Origin of the sequence: Kitasatospora sp. NPDC085464, from assembly GCF_044541955.1 — a bacterium.
Classification (GTDB): Bacteria; Actinomycetota; Actinomycetes; order Streptomycetales; family Streptomycetaceae; genus Kitasatospora.
The window spans coordinates 22,912-39,323 of sequence record NZ_JBITTM010000035.1 but is presented as its reverse complement, the minus strand read 5'-3'; the positions used below and the strand labels follow the sequence as shown (position 1 = coordinate 39,323).

The window sequence follows — 16,412 nt, the reverse complement described above, 5'->3', positions numbered from 1 at the left end:
GTACCGGGCCCTTTCGCGTCGCCGCAGTCGTCGACGGCAAGGACTGCACCGACGGCGACTGCGACTGCGGGGCTATTCGAAGGACGGGCCGGCCGTCCGGGTGCGCTTGATCTCGTAGAAGCCCGGGGTGGAGGCCACCAGCAGGGTGCCGTCCCACAGCCGGGCCGCGGCCTCGCCCTTCGGAGCGGGGGTGACCACCGGGCCGAAGAAGGCGACCCGCTCGCCGTCCGCGCCCTCGACGGCGATCACCGGGGTGCCGACGTCCTCGCCGACCAGGGTGATGCCCTCCTTGTGGGAGGCGCGCAGGGCCTCGTCGTGGATGTCCGTGCCGGCCGCGTCGGCCAGCTCGACGGGCAGGCCGGCGGCCACCAGGGCGGCCTCGATGGTCTCGCGGTTCTGCGGGAGGCCCTGGTTGTGGAAGCGCACGCCCAGCTCGGTGTAGAGCCGGCCGAGCACCTCCTCGCCGTGCTTCTCGGCGGCGGCGATGCACACCCGCACCGCGCCCCAGGCGTTGTTCAGCAGCTCGCGGTAGTTGTCCGGGAGGTCCCGGTGCTCGTTCAGCACCGACAGGCTCATCACGTGCCAGCGCACGTCGACCGGACGCAGCTGCTGAACCTCGATCAGCCAGCGGGAGGTCATCCACGCCCACGGGCAGGCCGGGTCGAACCAGAAGTCGGCGGTCTTGCGCTCAGCGGCAGCAGTCACTGCGTGTCGTCCTTCGTGAGGTGATCCGGGCAGGGGTGATTTCCCCGTGTAGCCCAACACCCGCCGGACGCCGCTGATTCCACCGCGGACGCGTCGGTCTGTGCAATGGTACCGGCGGCCCGGAGCGTGACAGGATGGTGCCGCGTGCACGGACGACACCGCGCACCGAGACCGCACCACCCACACGCGCACCACCGTGCGAGCCGGACAAAGGAGTACCGCCGTGCCGGGCAAGAACCTCAGCCGCGACGAAGCCCAGCAGCGGGCCAGCATCCTGGCCGTGGACGGCTACCGGGTCCGGCTGGACGTGACCTCGGCCCCGGACCGGGCGGCCTCGACCTTCCGCTCCACCACCACGATCACGTTCCGCTGCTCCCAGCCCGGCGCGGACACCTTCCTCGACCTGCTCGCCCCGGCCGTCCGCTCGGTCACCCTCAACGGCCGCGCCCTCGACCCGGCCACCGCCTACGACGGCGCCCGGGTGCACGTCGAGGGCCTCGCCGCCGAGAACGTGCTGACCGTCGAGGCGGACTGCGCCTACAGCCGCACCGGCGAGGGCCTGCACCGCTTCGTCGACCCGGTGGACGGCGAGACCTACCTCTACACCCACTACGAGCCGGCCGACGCCCGCCGGGTGTTCGCGACCTTCGAACAGCCCGACCTGAAGGCCCCGTTCACCTTCACGGTGACCGCCCCGGCCGCCTGGGACGTGTGGTCCAACGCCCCGCACGAGGACGTCACCGGCGAGGACGGCGCCCGCACCTGGGAGTTCGCGCCGACCAAGCCGATCTCCACCTACCTCACCGCGGTCGTCGCCGGCCCGTACCACGTCGTCCGCGACCACTACAGCCGCGAGCTCGCCGACGGCAGCACCCTGGAGATCCCGCTCTCCGCCATGTGCCGCCGGTCCCTCGCGCCGTACTTCGACGCGGACGAGATCCTCGGCGTCACCAAGCTCGGACTCGACTTCTTCCACGAGGAGTTCGACTACCCGTACCCCTTCGGCAAGTACGACCAGGCGTTCGTGCCCGAGTACAACATCGGCGCGATGGAGAACCCCGGCTGCGTCACCTTCCGCGAGGAGTTCGTCTTCCGCTCGAAGGTCACCGACGCCGCCTACGAGGGCCGGGCCAACGTCATCCTGCACGAGATGGCGCACATGTGGTTCGGCGACCTGGTCACCATGCGCTGGTGGGACGACCTGTGGCTGAAGGAGTCCTTCGCCGACTTCATGGGCTCCTACGGCCTGATCGGCGCCCGCACCCGCTACTCCTCCGCCTGGGTCACCTTCGCCAACCAGCGCAAGGCCTGGGCCTACCGGCAGGACCAGTTCCCCACCACGCACCCGATCACCGCGGACATCCGGGACCTGGAGGACGCCAAGCTCAACTTCGACGGCATCACCTACGCCAAGGGCGCCTCCGTCCTCAAGCAGCTGGTGGCGTACGCCGGTTCGGAGGCCTTCTTCGAGGGCGCCCGCCGCTACTTCAAGCGCCACGCCTTCGGCAACACCGAGCTCACCGACCTGCTGGACATCCTGGAGGAGACCAGCGGCCGCGACCTCAAGGCCTGGGCCGCCGCCTGGCTGCAGACCGCCGGAGTCAACGCGCTCACCCCGCAGGTCACCAGCGACGCCGAGGGCCGGATCACCGAACTGGCCGTCCTGCAGGACGGGGAGGTGCTGCGCCCGCACCGCGTCGCGGTCGGCCTGTACGACCGGAACGCCGACGGCGCCCTGGTGCGCACCGAGCGGATCGAGCTGGACGTCACCGGCGCCCGCACCGTCGTCACCGCGGCGGCCGGCAAGCCCCGTCCGGCGCTCGTCCTGCTCAACGACGACGACCTGACCTACTGCAAGATCCGCTTCGACGAGGACTCCCTGGAGGCCCTGCGCACCGGCCTCGGCGACATCGACGACCAGCTGGCCCGCGCGCTGGCCTGGTCCGCCGTCTGGAACCTCACCCGGGACGGCCTGATGCCGGCCCGCGACTACGTCGCCCTGGTGCTGCGCTTCGCCGGCCAGGAGGGCAACATCGGCGTGCTGCAGTCGCTGCACGCCCAGGCCAAGACCGCCGTCGACCTGTACGCCGACCCGGCCTGGCGCGGCGAGGGCGGCCGGCTGCTCGCCGACGGCGCCCTGCGCGAGCTGCGCGACGCCGTCCCCGGCAGCGACCACCAGCTGGCCTGGGCCCGCTTCCTCGCCCAGACCGCGGGCGGCGCCGAGCACCTCGGCCTGGTCCGCGGCCTGCTGGCCGGCAGCGCCCGGATCGACGGCCTGGACGTCGACCAGGAACTGCGCTGGTCGCTGTGGCTGGCCCTGGCCGCCGCCGGCCAGGCCACCGACGAGGAGCTGGACGCCGAGCTGGCCGCCGACAACACCGCGAGCGGCAAGCGCCAGTACACCCAGTGCCTGGCCGCCCGGCCCACGCCGGAGGCCAAGGCCGCCGCCTGGTCGGCCGTCGTCGACTCGGACGAGCTGCCGAACGCCCTGGTCGAGGCCGACATCGCGGGCTTCGCGCTGCCCGCCCACCGCGACCTGACCGCCCTCTACGCGGCCCCGTACTTCAAGCTGCTGGAGAGGATCTGGGCCGAGCGGACCATCGAGATCGCGATGCGCTTCGTCAGCGGGTTCTTCCCGAGCGCCCAGACCGACGAGCAGACCCTGGCCGAGGCCGACGCCTGGCTGGACGGGCACCCGCAGGCCGCGCCGGCGCTGCGCCGCCTGGTGCTGGAGCGCCGCGACGACCTGGCCCGCGCGCTGCGGGCGCAGGCCTGCGACCGGGCCTGAGCCCGCGGAACCCGGGGGCCCGCCGTGCTCGTCACGGCGGGCCCTTCGCGCGGTCGCGAGGGTCGTGCGCGGTCGCGAGGGTCGTGCGCGGTCGCGAGGGTCGTGCGCGGACGTCAGTGGTGCGCGGACGTCAGTCGCGGCGCAGGCCGCGGTCCAGGGCGGCGATGGCGCTGCCCCGGGCGTCGTCCCCGTCCAGCGACCAGACCATCACGCCGCCCAGGCCGTTCCACCGCGCGTAGCGGGCCTTCCGGGTGAGCACCTCGGCGGTGTCGTAGCTGTAGAAGGTGGTGCCGTCGTACTTCCAGGACGCACCGTGGTCGCGGTCCACGTGGACCGTGCCCGGCAGCGCTTCGACCTCCCGGTAGGAGCGGTCGGACGCGGCCGCGGTGGCGCTCTGGAAGAGGCCGGCGCGCGGGCCGGCGGCGACGCCCGTCCAGCCGTGGCCGTAGAGCGGGGCGCCGAGGACGAGCTGTCCGGCGGGCAGGCCGCGCTCCTGGTAGTGCGTCACGGCCTGGTCGGCGCTGCGCTGCCGGGGGTCCGGGTCGGCCGGGTCGGAGTAGAGGTTGGCCTGGTGGCCGGTCGGGCCCTTGCCCTCCCAGGGGCCGTGCAGGTCGTAGGCCATCAGGTTGAGCCAGTCCACCGACCGGCTCAGTTCGGGCAGTTCGAGCCGGTCGGCGACGGTCTCGTTGGCGGCGACGGCGGCGGTCAGCAGGTAGTGCTTGCCCTTCTTCCCGCTCAGCGCGTCCAGCTGGCGGCGGAACTCCCGCATCAGCAGGGTGAAGTTGCGGCCGTCCTCGGGGCGGACGACGTTGCCCGCGTCCCCGCCGCCGCCCGGGTACTCCCAGTCGATGTCGATGCCGTCGAAGACGCCCGCGGCGGCGCCCCTGCCGCCCTCCGGGGAGCCGGCCAGGACCGGGACGTCGCCCTTGAGGTAGAGGTCGATGCAGGAGGAGACGAACTTCTTGCGGGCCTCGTCGGTGGCGGCCGCGTCCGAGAAGTACCTGGACCAGCTCCAGCCGCCCAGCGAGATGACCGTGCGCAGCTGCGGGTTCTTCGCCTTGAGCTTGCGCAGCTGGTTGAAGTGGCCCTTCAGCTCCTGCTCCGGGGCGTCGGCCACGCCGTCCACCGACTCGGCGGCGGAGAAGGCGCGTTGGTAGTCGTCGTGGGCGTCGCCCTGGCCGGCGTCGTTGGTCTGGAAGCAGGTGCCGTCGGCGGAGACGTTGCCGAAGGCGTAGTTGATGACGGTGAGCTTGGCCGCCTGGCCGGTCTCCTGGACCCGCTTGGCGGAGCTGTCGGCGCCCCACTGGGTGAAGTAGCCGACCCGCTGGCCGTTCGGCTTCGGGCCGTGCCGCCCGTCGGAGGCGGAGGCGGGGGCGGTGGCGGCGAGCAGCGCGGCGACGGTGGCGGTGGCGAGCAGGGCTGAGGCGCGAGTGGGCATACCGGACCTGTTCTCTGAAGCGGCGTCAAATGGTCTGGACCAGATGGGACAGAGGTTTAGTCCATCCGCCGCTCACCGCACAAGGGGGCCGGTCCGGCCGGTGGGGTGCGCAGGGCCGGTGCGGCATGCGGAAGGGGCCGGACCGCGTGGTGCGGTCCGGCCCCTTCGGGCGCTATGCCGGAGCTCAGCCGTTGATCAGCGAGCGCAGCACGTACTGCAGGATGCCGCCGTTGCGGTAGTAGTCCGCCTCACCGGGGGTGTCGATGCGGACGACCGCGTCGAACTCCTTACCGGGCTCTCCGTCACGGGCGGCCTTGACCTTGACGGTCTTCGGGGTGCGGCCCTCGTTGAGCTCGGTCACGCCGGTGATGGAGAAGGTCTCCTCGCCGGTCAGGCCGAGGGAGTCGGCGTTCTCGCCCTCCGGGAACTGCAGCGGCAGGACGCCCATGCCGATCAGGTTCGAGCGGTGGATGCGCTCGTAGGACTCGGCGATGACGGCCTTGACGCCGAGCAGCGCGGTGCCCTTGGCGGCCCAGTCGCGGGACGAGCCGGAGCCGTACTCCTTGCCGGCCAGGACGACCAGCGGGGTGCCGGCGGCCTGGTAGTTCTGCGAGGCGTCGTAGATGAACGACACCGGCGCGTCGGCCTGGGTGAAGTCGCGGGTGTAGCCGCCCTCGGTGCCCGGCGCGATCTGGTTGCGCAGGCGGATGTTGGCGAAGGTGCCGCGGATCATCACCTCGTGGTTGCCACGACGGGAACCGTAGGAGTTGAAGTCGCGCTTCTCCACGCCGTTGGCGGTCAGGTACTGCGCCGCCGGGGTGCCCGGCTTGATGTTGCCGGCCGGGGAGATGTGGTCGGTGGTGACCGAGTCGCCCAGCTTGGCCAGGACGCGGGCGTCGGCGATGTCGGTCACCGGGCTCGGGGTCTTGGCCATGCCCTCGAAGTACGGGGGCTTGCGGACGTAGGTGGACTCGGCGTCCCACTCGAAGGTGTTGCCGGTCGGGACCGGGAGCGACTGCCAGCGGTGGTCGCCGGCGAAGACGTCCTGGTAGCCCTTGTCGAACATGGCCTCGTCGATGGAGCCGGCGACGGTGTCGGCGACCTCCTGCTCGGACGGCCAGATGTCGGCGAGGAAGACGTCGTTGCCGTCGGCGTCCTGGCCCAGGGCGTCCTTGGTGATGTCGACGTTCATGTTTCCGGCGAGGGCGTAGGCGACCACCAGCGGCGGGGAGGCCAGGTAGTTCATCTTGACGTCGGGGTTGATCCGGCCCTCGAAGTTGCGGTTGCCGGAGAGCACCGAGACGACCGCGAGGTCGGACTCGTTGACGGCGGCCGAGACCTCCTCGGGCAGCGGGCCCGAGTTGCCGATGCAGGTGACGCAGCCGTAGCCGACCAGGTTGAAGCCCAGCTTCTCCATGTACGGGAGCAGGCCGGCCTTCTCGTAGTAGTCCATGACGACCTTGGAGCCGGGCGCCAGGGTGGTCTTGACCCAGGGCTTGACGTGCAGGCCCTTCTCCACGGCCTTCTTCGCCAGCAGGGCGGCGCCCAGCATGACGGAGGGGTTGGAGGTGTTGGTGCAGGAGGTGATCGAGGCGATCACGACCGCGCCGTTGTCGATCTCGTAGGTCGAGCCGTCGGGGGCGGTGACGGCGGTCGGCTTCGAGGCCTCGGCGGAGTAGGTCGGCAGCGCCTCGGCGAACCTCTCGGCGGCCTCGGCCAGGATCACGCGGTCCTGCGGGCGCTTCGGGCCGGAGATCGACGGGACGACGGTGGAGACGTCCAGCTCCAGGTACTCGGAGTAGACCGGCTCGACCGACGGGTCGTGCCAGAGGCCCTGCTCCTTGGCGTAGGCCTCGACCAGGGCGAGCTGCTGCTCGTCGCGGCCGGTCAGACGCAGGTAGTTGATGGTCTCGGCGTCGATCGGGAAGATCGCGCAGGTCGAGCCGAACTCCGGCGACATGTTGCCGATGGTGGCGCGGTTGGCCAGCGGGATGGAGCCGATGCCGTCGCCGTAGAACTCGACGAACTTGCCGACCACACCGTGCTTGCGCAGCATCTCGGTGATGGTGAGCACCAGGTCGGTGGCGGTGGTGCCGGCCGGCAGCTCGCCGGTCAGCTTGAAGCCGACGACGCGCGGGATCAGCATGGAGACCGGCTGGCCGAGCATCGCGGCCTCGGCCTCGATGCCGCCGACGCCCCAGCCCAGCACGCCCAGGCCGTTGACCATGGTGGTGTGCGAGTCGGTGCCGACGCAGGTGTCGGGGTACGCCTGGCCGCCGCGGACCATGACGGTGCGGGCCAGGTGCTCGATGTTCACCTGGTGGACGATGCCGGTGCCCGGCGGGACGACCTTGAACTCGTCGAAGGCGGTCTGGCCCCAGCGCAGGAACTGGTAGCGCTCCTTGTTGCGGCCGTACTCGATCTCGACGTTCTGGGTGAACGCGTCCTTGGTGCCGAACTTGTCGGCGATGACCGAGTGGTCGATGACCAGCTCGGCCGGGGCCAGCGGGTTGATCTTGGCCGGGTCGCCGCCCAGCTCCTTGACGGCCTCACGCATGGTGGCGAGGTCGACCACGCACGGCACGCCGGTGAAGTCCTGCATGATCACGCGGGCCGGGGTGAACTGGATCTCCTGGCTCGGCTGGGCGTTCTCGTCCCAGCCGCCGAGGGCCCGGATGTGGTCGGCGGTGATGTTCGCGCCGTCCTCCGTGCGGAGCAGGTTCTCCAGCAGCACCTTGAGGCTGTACGGCAGCCGCTCGGAACCCTCGACGGCGGAGAGCTTGAAGATCTCGTACGACTCGTCGCCCACCTGCAGCGAGCTGCGGGCGTCGAAGCTGTTCGCGGACACGACTGACTCCTTCTGGGTGCTTCGTGCGATATCCGGCCGCCACGCGGTGGTAAGGTCAGCCTTACTTAGGCTCGCCTTGCCCGCATCGCCGGTGAGCGCCTCTCGGCAAGTATCTTGATGTCGAGATATATCGTAAGGGGCAGTTATCTCGATGTCGAGATAAACCATAGTGCATGCCGTGGCTCACTGGTCGTCCGGGCCGCGCCGCTTGCGCTCCAGCCTGATCAGCCAGACCGCTCCCGCCACCACGGCCGCCGCCATCAGCAGCACCACCACAAGCTCACCACCGGAACCGTCGGTCGGCGAGGGGGCGATGTCGGCCAGCAGGATCGTCCTCATGTCTTCACCTCCGCTCCTTCTGCGTTCTCCTGCGGTCCACCCGGCGGCCGCCCGGCCTCCGAGCGGCCCGCGCCGAGGCCCAGCACCAGCATCAACAGCACCGGGAACTCCAGGTAGGCGTGATAGGCGGCCAGCGCCGCGTACAGCGACCGGCCCTGGGCGTAGTCCAGCGCGAACAGCAGGGCCAGCAGCGCGCCGGCCCCCGCGCCCAGCGCCCACGCCCGCCCGCCGCGCAGCGCGGGCACCCGGGCGTCGAACCGCTCCGCCGCCTCCGGCGCGTACCGGGGCAGGAACCAGACCCAGACGACGTAGTGCATCGTCTGCAGGAAGGCGAACACCGCCAGGAAGCGCAGGCCCGCCTCCGGCGTCAGCAGCGCCGGCGGGGTGTAGGCCGCCGCCAGCCGGTCCGTCCAGCCGCCGGGCCGCTGCGACAGCAGCCCGTCCAGCAGGCCGCTCAGCAGCAGGGCCGGCACCAGCAGCACCCAGCCGGACTGCAGCACCAGGAACGCCCACCGCCCCCGCGGCAGCCGGCGCGACCACTCGGCCAGGAACAGCAGCGGCACCACGTTGTGCAGGTGGGCCAGCACCACGAAGTGGTACGCGGGGAAGGACAGCGAAGCCGCACCGGCCCCGGCCAGCAGCACCGCGCTCCCGGCGAGCAGCCGCGGCCGGCCGCGCAGCCCGTACCGGCAGGCCGCCGCCAGCAGGCCGTACGCGAGCAGGATCTCCACCGTCTGGGCGGCCCGGGAGGGCGGCAGCAGGCGGCACAGCACGATGCCGGTCACCAGCGCCAGCAGCAGCCGCAGCAGCGGGCCGGCCAGGACGACGGCGAACCGGCCCGCCACGTAGCGCAGCTCCAGCACGTTGTGCAGCAGGCCGAAGGCCGCCAGGCCCAGCACCGCCAGCCCGGTCGGCGCCCGCAGGGCGGTCACCAGCGCCAGGGCGGCCGACAGCGCGAACCCCGCGAACGGCGCGGCGCCCAGCCGGACGGCCGGCCCGGGCCCGGGCCAGACCGGCGCGGCCGGCGACGCCGGTGCGGTTACGACCCCGGTGGCCATGGTCCCCTCCCCGTGGCACGATCCCCGCCGTGCCCTACGTCCTCGCCCTGGCCCTCACCCTGCTGGTCGAGGTCCCCGTCTACACCGTCGCGCTCACCCGGGCGGGCGGGCTGCGGCCGTCCCGGGCCGCCGGTGCCGCCGTCCTGGTCAACCTGCTGACGCACCCGCTGCTCTGGGGGTCCCTGCGGCCGTATGCCGCCGGGCCCGCCGCAGCGTACTGGACCGCGTTCGGGCTCGGCGAGGCCGGCGTCTGCCTGGTCGAGGGCGCCCTGCTCGCGCCCCTCACCGGGCTGCCGCCGCGCACCGCGGCGCCCTGGGCCGCCTCCGCCACCGCCAACGCAGCCTCGGTGCTCGCCGGGTTCCTGCTCGGGCGCTGATCCACCGCGGCCGGCGGGACGGGCCCGCGCCCCGTCCGCCTCCGCCGGCCGGGTCCGGGGCCGGTACGGTGGCCCGTGACGTGACAGGCAGAGGGGGCCTCCGATGATCGTGGTGGACGCGTCCGCGCTGGTGCTGGCGCTGGCCGACGAGGGCCCGCGCGGGGCCGCCGCGCGGGCCGAACTCGCCTCCGACAGCGAGTGGGTGGCGCCCGAGCACATCGTGGTCGAGGTGATGCAGTCGCTGCGCGGCCTCTACCTGGCGAAGGAACTGACCGCCGCGCGGGTCGCCGAACTCACCGGCGAGCTGGCCGCGGTGGCGATCCGCAAGGTCGAGGTGGCGCCGCTGCTCGGCCGCATCTGGGAGCTCAAGGACAACCTGACCCCGGACGACGCCGCGTACGTCGCGGTCGCCGAGCGGTACGGGGCGCCGCTGGTCACGGCCGACCTGCGGCTGATGCGGGCCAGCGGGCCGCGCTGCGAGATCCGGGGGATCCGGCGCGAGCCGGCCTGAGGGCGGCGTCCTTCCCGCGGTTGGCCCGGGTGCGGTGCGCTGCGCGCGGTGTGGGCTGTGCTGCGTGCGGTGCGCGGTGTCCTGCGTGCGGTGTCCTGCGCGGGCCGGTGCCGTTAGCAGGGTGACCGTCGCCCTGCCCCGTGGAAGGCCCGACCGATGACCGCTCCGCTCGCCGCCGCCCTGCTGCCGCTGGCCCTGCTCGCCCCCGCCGCCTCGCCGGTCTCCGTCGTCGAGGCCGACTTCGACCCGGCCACCGCCTTCGTCCCGCCGTCCGCCGTCAGCTACGCGGCCGACCTGGTGCCGTACGGCTCGCACGCCGTGGTCGTCACCGACCGCTCGGCGCCCGGGCGGACGGTGCTCACCCTGACGGTGTCCGGGCTCGCCCCCGACCACCGGTTCCCGGCGCACCTGCACACCGGCGGCTGCGGGGCCGACCCGGCGTCCTCCGGGCCGCACTACCAGGACGTGACGGACCCGGTGCAGCCGTCCACCGACCCGGCGTACGCCAACGAGCGCAACGAGCTGCGGCTGGTGCTGCGCACCGACGGGCGTGGCAAGGGCACCGCCACCACCGTGGTGGACTGGCAGCCGCGGCCGGGGGAGGCGCGCTCGCTGGTGCTGCACGCGGGCACCCCGGTCGCCGGCCCGCGCGGGGCGGGCGACCGGGTGGCCTGCGTCAAGCTGGAGCGCTGACCCCCACGAGGTCTCGCGGCCCGGGCTCCTGCGGGTCCGGGCCCCAGGCCCGAGGCTTCAGGAGCCGAGGGTGGCGACCAGGACAGCCTTGATGGTGTGCAGGCGGTTCTCGGCCTGGTCGAACACGATGGAGTGCGGCGACTCGAACAGCTCGTCGGTGCACTCCAGCTCGGTCATGCCGGTCGCCTCGTACATCTGCCGTCCGAGCACCGTGCCGAGGTCGTGGAACGCGGGCAGGCAGTGCAGGAACTTCACGGCCGGGTTGCCGGTGGCCCGGACGGTCTCCATGGACACCTGGTAGGGCTTGAGCAGCTCGATCCGCTCGGCCCAGACCTCCTTGGGCTCGCCCATCGAGACCCAGACGTCGGTGTAGAGGAAGTCGACGCCGGCCACGCCCTCGGCCACGTCCTCCGTCAGGGTGATCCGGGCGCCGGTCGACTCGGCCAGGGCCTGCGCCGACTTCTGCACGTCCTCGGTCGGCCACAGCGCCCGCGGGGCGACGATCCGGATGTCCATGCCGAGCAGGGCTCCGGTGACCAGCAGCGAGTTGCCCATGTTGGAGCGGGCGTCGCCGAGGTAGGCGAGGGCGACGTCGGTCAGCGGCTTGACGGTGTGCTCGGTGACGGTGAGCACGTCGGCCAGCATCTGGGTGGGGTGCCACTCGTCGGTGAGGCCGTTCCAGACCGGGACGCCGGCGTGCGCGGCGAGCTCCTCCACGACCTCCTGGCCGTGGCCGCGGTACTCGATGCCGTCGAACATCCGGCCGAGCACCCGGGCGGTGTCCTTGATGGACTCCTTGTGGCCGATCTGCGAGGCCGACGGGTCCAGGTAGGTGGTGGTGGCGCCCTGGTCGTGGGCGGCGACCTCGAAGGCGCAGCGGGTGCGGGTGGAGGTCTTCTCGAAGATCAGCGCGATGTTCTTGCCGCGGAGCCGGGGCTGCTCGGTGCCCGCGTACTTCGCCGCCTTGAGCCCGGCGGCGAGGTCCACCAGGAAGCGGAACTCCTGGGGCGTGAAGTCGAGCTCCTTGAGGAAGTGCCTGTTCCGGAGGTTGAAGGCCATGCCGGGCTCCTGGGGTGACGGGACGAGGGGGAAGGCTGGCAAGTGTATACGATGTTCGGAATTTCTATACAGGAACGGGGCGGTGGAGGGGAGCCCCGCTCTTCGGGACTCCCCTCCACCCTGCTCCCCCGGCGGGGCCGCGGCACGGCTACAGGCGCGGGTCGACCGGCTCCGACTCCAGCGCCAGCACCGCGAACACCGGCTCGTGCACCCGCCACAACGGCTCCCCGGCCGCCAGCCGGTCCAGCGCTTCCAGGCCCAGCGCGTACTCGCGCAACGCCAGCGAGCGCTTGTGGCCCAGCGAGCGCTGCCGCAGCCGGTCCAGGTGCTCGGTGTAGTCCGGGCCGTAGATGATCCGCAGGTACTCCCGGCCGCGGACCTTCACCCCGGGCTGCACCAGGCCACCCGGACGGCCCTCGCCGCGCGAGGTCCGCACCAGCGAGGCCAGCGGCTTGACCACCATGCCCTCGCCGCCCGCCCCGGTCAGCTCCTCCCACCAGGCGGTGGCGGCAGCCGTCGAGGCCTCGTCCTCGGTGTCCACCAGGATCCGGCCGGTGCGGTGCAGCACCGGCTCCTTCCCCTCCGTGGCGGCGGCGTCGGCGTCGGCGGCCACCAGGCGGTCGATCCGGGCCAGGTGCTCGTCGTGCGGGCGCACCACGAGGTTCGCCCCCTCGGCGGCCAGCAGCTGGAACGGCGCCAGCCGGATGCCCGACAGGCCCTCGGTCGGCCAGCAGTAGCGCCGGTACGCCTCGGTGAACGCGGTCGCGTCGGCGGAGCGCTGCCGCTGGCGGGCGGTCAGGTCCGCCAGGTCCAGGCCGCGCCCGGCCGCCCGCTCCAGCGCGGACAGCACCTCCGGCAGGGCGGCGCCCGCCGCCGCGCCGACCGCCGCGTACTGACGGCGGAGCAGCTCCACCGCCTTCAGCGACCACGGCATCAGCTCGGCGTCCAGCAGCAGCCAGTCGGTGCCCAGCTCCTCGAAGAGGCCGGCGCGCTCGGCGGCCTCCCGCACCCGGTCGAGCACCGCGGCGGTCAGCCCGTCGTCGTGGAGGAAGGCGCGACCGGTGCGGGTCCAGATCGCGCCGGGGCCGGCCACCCCGAAGCGGCGCTCCAGTGCGGCGCCGTCCCGGGCGACCAGCAGCACCGCGCGCGAGCCCATGTGCTTCTCCTCGCACACCAGGTGCCGCACGCCGTCCGCGCGGTAGGCGAGGAAGGCCTCCTCCGGGTGCTCCAGGTAGCCGTCCCGGCGGGAGGTGGGGCTCGGCGCCATGGTCGGCGGCAGGTAGGCGAGCAGCCGCGGGTCCAGCGCGAAGCGGCTCATCACCTCCAGCGCGGCCGCCGCGTTCTCCTCCCGGACGGCGACCCGCCCGTGCAGGCCGGTCTCGACGATCCGGCGCCCGGCCACGTCGGCGAGGTCCAGCGGGCGGCCCTCGCGGGCACCCGGCGCGTCGGTGATCATCGGACGCACCGGGGCGTACCACTCGCGCTCCGCCTCGACGCTCACCAGCTCGCGCTCCGGGTAGCGCAGCGCGGTCAGGCTGCCGCCGAAGACGCAGCCGGTGTCCAGGCAGATGGTGTTGTTGACGAAGCTCGCGGTCGGCACCGGGGTGTGGCCGTAGACGACCAGCGCCCGGCCGCGGTACTCCTCCGCCCACGGGTAGCGCACCGGCAGGCCGTACTCGTCGGTCTCGCCGGTGGTCTCCCCGTACAGCGCGTGCGAGCGGACCCGGCCCGAGTTGCGACCGTGGTACCGCTCCGGCAGACCGGCGTGGCAGACCACCAGGGCGCCGCCGTCCAGCACGTAGTGGCTGACCAGACCGCGCATGAACGCTCGGACCTCGGTCCTGAACTCCTCCGACTCGCCCGCCAGCTGGTCCAGCGACTCCTGCAGGCCGTGCGAGACGGTGACCTTCTTGCCGTCCATCGACCGGCCGAGCTTGTTCTCGTGGTTCCCGGGCACGCAGATCGCGTGGCCGGCCGCCACCATGCCCATCACCAGGCGCAGCACGCCCGGGGTGTCGGGGCCGCGGTCGACCAGGTCGCCGACGAAGACGGCGGTCCGGCCCGCGGGGTGCGCGGCGTCCACCGGGCGGCCCCGCTCGTCCCGGGTCAGGGTGTAGCCGAGGCGGGTGAGCAGGGTCTCCAGCTCGGACCGGCAGCCGTGGATGTCGCCGACGATGTCGAACGGGCCGGTGAGGTGGCGCAGGTCGTTGTAGCGCTTCTCCAGCTCGATCTCGGCGGAGGCCACCTCGGCCTCGCCGCGCAGGATGTGCACCTTGCGGAAGCCCTCGCGCTCCAGCCCGCGCAGGGAGCGGCGCAGCTCGCGGTTCTGCCGCGGGATCACGTGGGCGGGCAACTGGCGGTCCGGGCGGGAACGGTTGCGCTCGGCGCACACCCCCGGCGGGACGTCCAGGACGATCGCGATCGGCAGCACGTCGTGCTCGCGGGCGATCCGCACCAGCTGGCGACGTGCCTCGGGCTGGACGTTGGTGGCGTCCACGACGGTCAGCCGGCCGGCCGCCAGGCGCTTGCCGACGATGTAGTGGAGGAGGTCGAAGGCCTCGGCGGAGGCGGACTGGTCGTTCTCGTCGTCCGCGACCAGGCCGCGGCAGAAGTCGGAGGAGACGACTTGGGTGGGCAGGAAGTGGCGGCGGGCGAAGGTGGACTTGCCCGCTCCGCTGGTGCCGATCAGGACGACGAGGGAGACGTCGGTGACGGGGAGGCGGCGGGGGGTCGTGCTCTCGGTGGTTCCGTCGGCTGCGGCGTCGGTCATCGGGGTTCGCCTCCTTCGGGCGTCGTCTGGTCGCTGGTCGTAGGCGGTTCGGGGGCGGCCGGTCCGGCGGGCGCGGACGGTCCGGGGGTGGCGGCAATGCGGGTGTCTGCGTCGCCGGTGGCCGGGGTGGTGACGGCCGCGGGCTCGGTCGCGGTGGTGAACAGGGCGAGCTGGGTCGGTGCGCCGACCTCCTCGTCCTGCGGCCCGACCGGGCGCAGCACCACGGCGTATCCGTAGGCGGCCGCGACCTTCTCGGCCCAGGCACGGAACTCGGCGCGGGACCACTCGAAGCGGTGGTCGGCGTGCCGGACGCTGCCCGCCGGCAGGGTCTCCCATCGGACGTTGTACTCGGCGTTCGGCGTGGTGACCACGACGGCCCTGGGCCGGGCGGCACCGAACACGGCGTACTCCAGGGCGGGCAGGCGCGGCAGGTCCAGGTGCTCGATCACCTCGCACAGCACCGCGGCGTCGAAGCCCTTCAGTCGGGCGTCGGTGTACGTCAGCGCACCCTGCGCCAGCTTCACCCGGGCCGCCTGCCGCGCGGGCAGGCGCTCCAGGCGCAGCTTGCGGTTCGCCGCCTGCAGCGCCCGCACGGACACGTCCACGCCGAGGATCTCGGTGAAACGGGCGTCCTTCAGCAGTTCGCCGATCAACTCGCCCTGGCCGCACCCGAGGTCGGCGACGCGGGCGGCGCCGGTCTCGCGCAGGGCGTCGAGGATCGCGGTGCGGCGCTGCTCGGCGAGGGACGGCGGACGGGGCTGCACGGGCTCCGCGGTGTTCTCGACGCCGTCCTCCGCGGTGTTCGCCGCGGCGCTCTCCGCTCCGTTCTCGGTGCCGTGGGCCCCGCCGTGCTCCTCCGCGGGCCGGTCGTCGACCGCGTTGTCGATCTCCTCGACCTCGCGGTCGTCCGCCTCCGCGAGCCGGGCCAGTTCCAGGCGCTCCATCGCGGCCCTGGTCAGCGACCAGCGCCGGGCGAGGTAGCGGCGGGCGATCAGGGCCCGCTCCGGGTGGACGGCCAACCAGCCCTCGCCGGCGGCGAGCAGCTTGTCCACCTCGTCCGGGGCGACCCAGTAGTGCTTGGCGCCGTCCAGCACCGGCAGCAGCACGTAGAGCTGCTGGAGCGCGTCGGCGAGCCGCACGGTGTCGGAGGAGAGCGCGACGCGCACGTACCGGGAGTCGCCCCATTCCGGGAACGCCTCGTCCAACGGGATCGCCGCCGCCTCGACCCGCCAGCCCAGCGGCTCGAACAGCCGGGTCACCATGCCCGGACCGCCGCCCTCGCCCGCGCCGTTCGCGGGCACGGCGGGCAGCTCGATCCGCAGCGGACGGGCCTGCCCCGGAAGGTCGGGGCGGACCGGGCAGGCGCCCTTCATCGCGGACCGGAACACCGTCCGCAGCGCCACCGCGAGCAGCGAGGACGCGGCGTACGGCCGGTCGTTGACGTACTGGGCGAGCGCGAAGTCGGGCGAGCCGCCGCGCCCCTTGCCGTCGCCCCGGCCCTTGCGGACCAGTGCGACCGGGTCGATGTCCAGCAGCAGCGCCGCCGTGCAGACCTCGTCCCCCGCTTGCGGGTAGAAGACGTGGGCCTCACCGTGCGACGTGGCGAACCGCTGGACCTTGCCGGGATGCTTGTGCAGCAGGAACCCGAGATCCGTCGCCGGGCTCTCGGCGCTGCCGGTGGTGGAGATCGACATGAACACCCGCCGAAGTATTGCCCAGCGTCCCGGCCCTGAGCACCGGGTTTTCCCGTCCGGCACCCCGGTGGCCGGGACGTCCGTCGGGCACGTCCGCACGGTGGGCGTGTTCGGCACCGGGGCCCCGCATTG

Annotated in this window: 12 protein-coding genes; 4 read left to right on the top strand and 8 right to left on the bottom strand. The window is 73.0% G+C overall.

What is annotated here, in order from left to right; genetic code table 11:
• Positions 1 to 72: 72 nt before the first annotated feature.
• Positions 73 to 705 (bottom strand): disulfide bond formation protein DsbA, encoded by a 633-nt coding sequence (locus ACIGG8_RS28705; protein WP_396551692.1) that lies wholly within the window; start codon positions 703 to 705, stop codon positions 73 to 75.
• 223 nt (positions 706 to 928) lie between these two features.
• Here ACIGG8_RS28705 and pepN point away from each other — a divergent pair, with 223 nt between their 5' ends.
• Complete coding sequence (gene pepN / locus ACIGG8_RS28700) at positions 929 to 3,493, top strand: aminopeptidase N (protein WP_396551691.1); 2,565 nt, start codon at positions 929 to 931, stop codon at positions 3,491 to 3,493.
• A gap of 130 nt (positions 3,494 to 3,623) precedes the next feature.
• Here the strand turns inward: pepN and ACIGG8_RS28695 are convergent, their stop codons facing one another.
• The 4 genes from ACIGG8_RS28695 to ACIGG8_RS28680 all read right to left on the bottom strand — a co-directional run bounded on the left by ACIGG8_RS28695 (position 3,624) and on the right by ACIGG8_RS28680 (position 9,176).
• Positions 3,624 to 4,931: a glycoside hydrolase family 18 protein gene (locus ACIGG8_RS28695; RefSeq protein WP_396551690.1), complete on the bottom strand. Its 1,308-nt coding sequence runs from the start codon at positions 4,929 to 4,931 to the stop codon at positions 3,624 to 3,626.
• Positions 4,932 to 5,115: 184 nt separating this feature from the next.
• Complete coding sequence (gene acnA, locus ACIGG8_RS28690; protein ID WP_396551689.1) at positions 5,116 to 7,779, bottom strand: aconitate hydratase AcnA; 2,664 nt, start codon at positions 7,777 to 7,779, stop codon at positions 5,116 to 5,118.
• 183 nt (positions 7,780 to 7,962) lie between these two features.
• The gene (locus ACIGG8_RS28685; protein ID WP_350526073.1) at positions 7,963 to 8,118 is read right to left on the bottom strand and encodes a hypothetical protein; all 156 of its coding nucleotides are present in this window, start codon (positions 8,116 to 8,118) and stop codon (positions 7,963 to 7,965) included.
• Positions 8,115 to 9,176, bottom strand: a complete 1,062-nt coding sequence (locus ACIGG8_RS28680) for a hypothetical protein (RefSeq protein WP_396551688.1) — start codon at positions 9,174 to 9,176, stop codon at positions 8,115 to 8,117. Before ACIGG8_RS28680 ends, ACIGG8_RS28685 begins: the two co-directional genes overlap by 4 nt.
• A 29-nt stretch (positions 9,177 to 9,205) precedes the next feature.
• Here ACIGG8_RS28680 and ACIGG8_RS28675 point away from each other — a divergent pair, with 29 nt between their 5' ends.
• The 3 genes from ACIGG8_RS28675 (at position 9,206) to ACIGG8_RS28665 (ending at position 10,757) form a co-directional block, all read left to right on the top strand.
• The gene (locus ACIGG8_RS28675; protein ID WP_396551687.1) at positions 9,206 to 9,553 is read left to right on the top strand and encodes a hypothetical protein; all 348 of its coding nucleotides are present in this window, start codon (positions 9,206 to 9,208) and stop codon (positions 9,551 to 9,553) included.
• Between the two features lie 103 nt (positions 9,554 to 9,656).
• Positions 9,657 to 10,064, top strand: coding sequence for a type II toxin-antitoxin system VapC family toxin (locus tag ACIGG8_RS28670; RefSeq protein ID WP_350526070.1), 408 nt, complete (start codon positions 9,657 to 9,659; stop codon positions 10,062 to 10,064).
• Positions 10,065 to 10,220: 156 nt separating this feature from the next.
• The gene (locus ACIGG8_RS28665) at positions 10,221 to 10,757 is read left to right on the top strand and encodes a superoxide dismutase family protein (RefSeq protein WP_396551686.1); all 537 of its coding nucleotides are present in this window, start codon (positions 10,221 to 10,223) and stop codon (positions 10,755 to 10,757) included.
• A gap of 57 nt (positions 10,758 to 10,814) precedes the next feature.
• Here ACIGG8_RS28665 and argF read toward each other — a convergent pair whose 3' ends face one another.
• From argF to ACIGG8_RS28650, 3 genes are all read right to left on the bottom strand, one after another.
• Entirely contained in the window at positions 10,815 to 11,816 is a 1,002-nt protein-coding gene (gene argF / locus ACIGG8_RS28660) for an ornithine carbamoyltransferase (protein ID WP_396551685.1), read from the bottom strand.
• Positions 11,817 to 11,964: 148 nt separating this feature from the next.
• Entirely contained in the window at positions 11,965 to 14,586 is a 2,622-nt protein-coding gene (locus ACIGG8_RS28655; RefSeq protein WP_396551684.1) for a polynucleotide kinase-phosphatase, read from the bottom strand.
• Positions 14,583 to 16,286, bottom strand: a complete 1,704-nt coding sequence (locus tag ACIGG8_RS28650) for a 3' terminal RNA ribose 2'-O-methyltransferase Hen1 (protein WP_396551683.1) — start codon at positions 16,284 to 16,286, stop codon at positions 14,583 to 14,585. The genes ACIGG8_RS28655 and ACIGG8_RS28650 overlap by 4 nt, the downstream gene beginning before the upstream one ends.
• Between the last annotated feature and the right edge of the window lie 126 nt (positions 16,287 to 16,412).

Bases quoted from the DNA above. Each gene is read 5' to 3' on its own strand.
- ACIGG8_RS28695 (WP_396551690.1), bottom strand. From the start codon at position 4,931: ATGCCCACTCGCGCCTCAGCCCTGCTCGCCACCGCCACCGTCGCCGCG.
- ACIGG8_RS28685 (WP_350526073.1), bottom strand. From the start codon at position 8,118: ATGAGGACGATCCTGCTGGCCGACATCGCCCCCTCGCCGACCGACGGT.
- ACIGG8_RS28680 (WP_396551688.1), bottom strand. From the start codon at position 9,176: ATGGCCACCGGGGTCGTAACCGCACCGGCGTCGCCGGCCGCGCCGGTC.
- ACIGG8_RS28670 (WP_350526070.1), top strand. From the start codon at position 9,657: ATGATCGTGGTGGACGCGTCCGCGCTGGTGCTGGCGCTGGCCGACGAG.
- ACIGG8_RS28665 (WP_396551686.1), top strand. From the start codon at position 10,221: ATGACCGCTCCGCTCGCCGCCGCCCTGCTGCCGCTGGCCCTGCTCGCC.
- argF (WP_396551685.1), bottom strand. From the start codon at position 11,816: ATGGCCTTCAACCTCCGGAACAGGCACTTCCTCAAGGAGCTCGACTTC.
- ACIGG8_RS28655 (WP_396551684.1), bottom strand. From the start codon at position 14,586: ATGACCGACGCCGCAGCCGACGGAACCACCGAGAGCACGACCCCCCGC.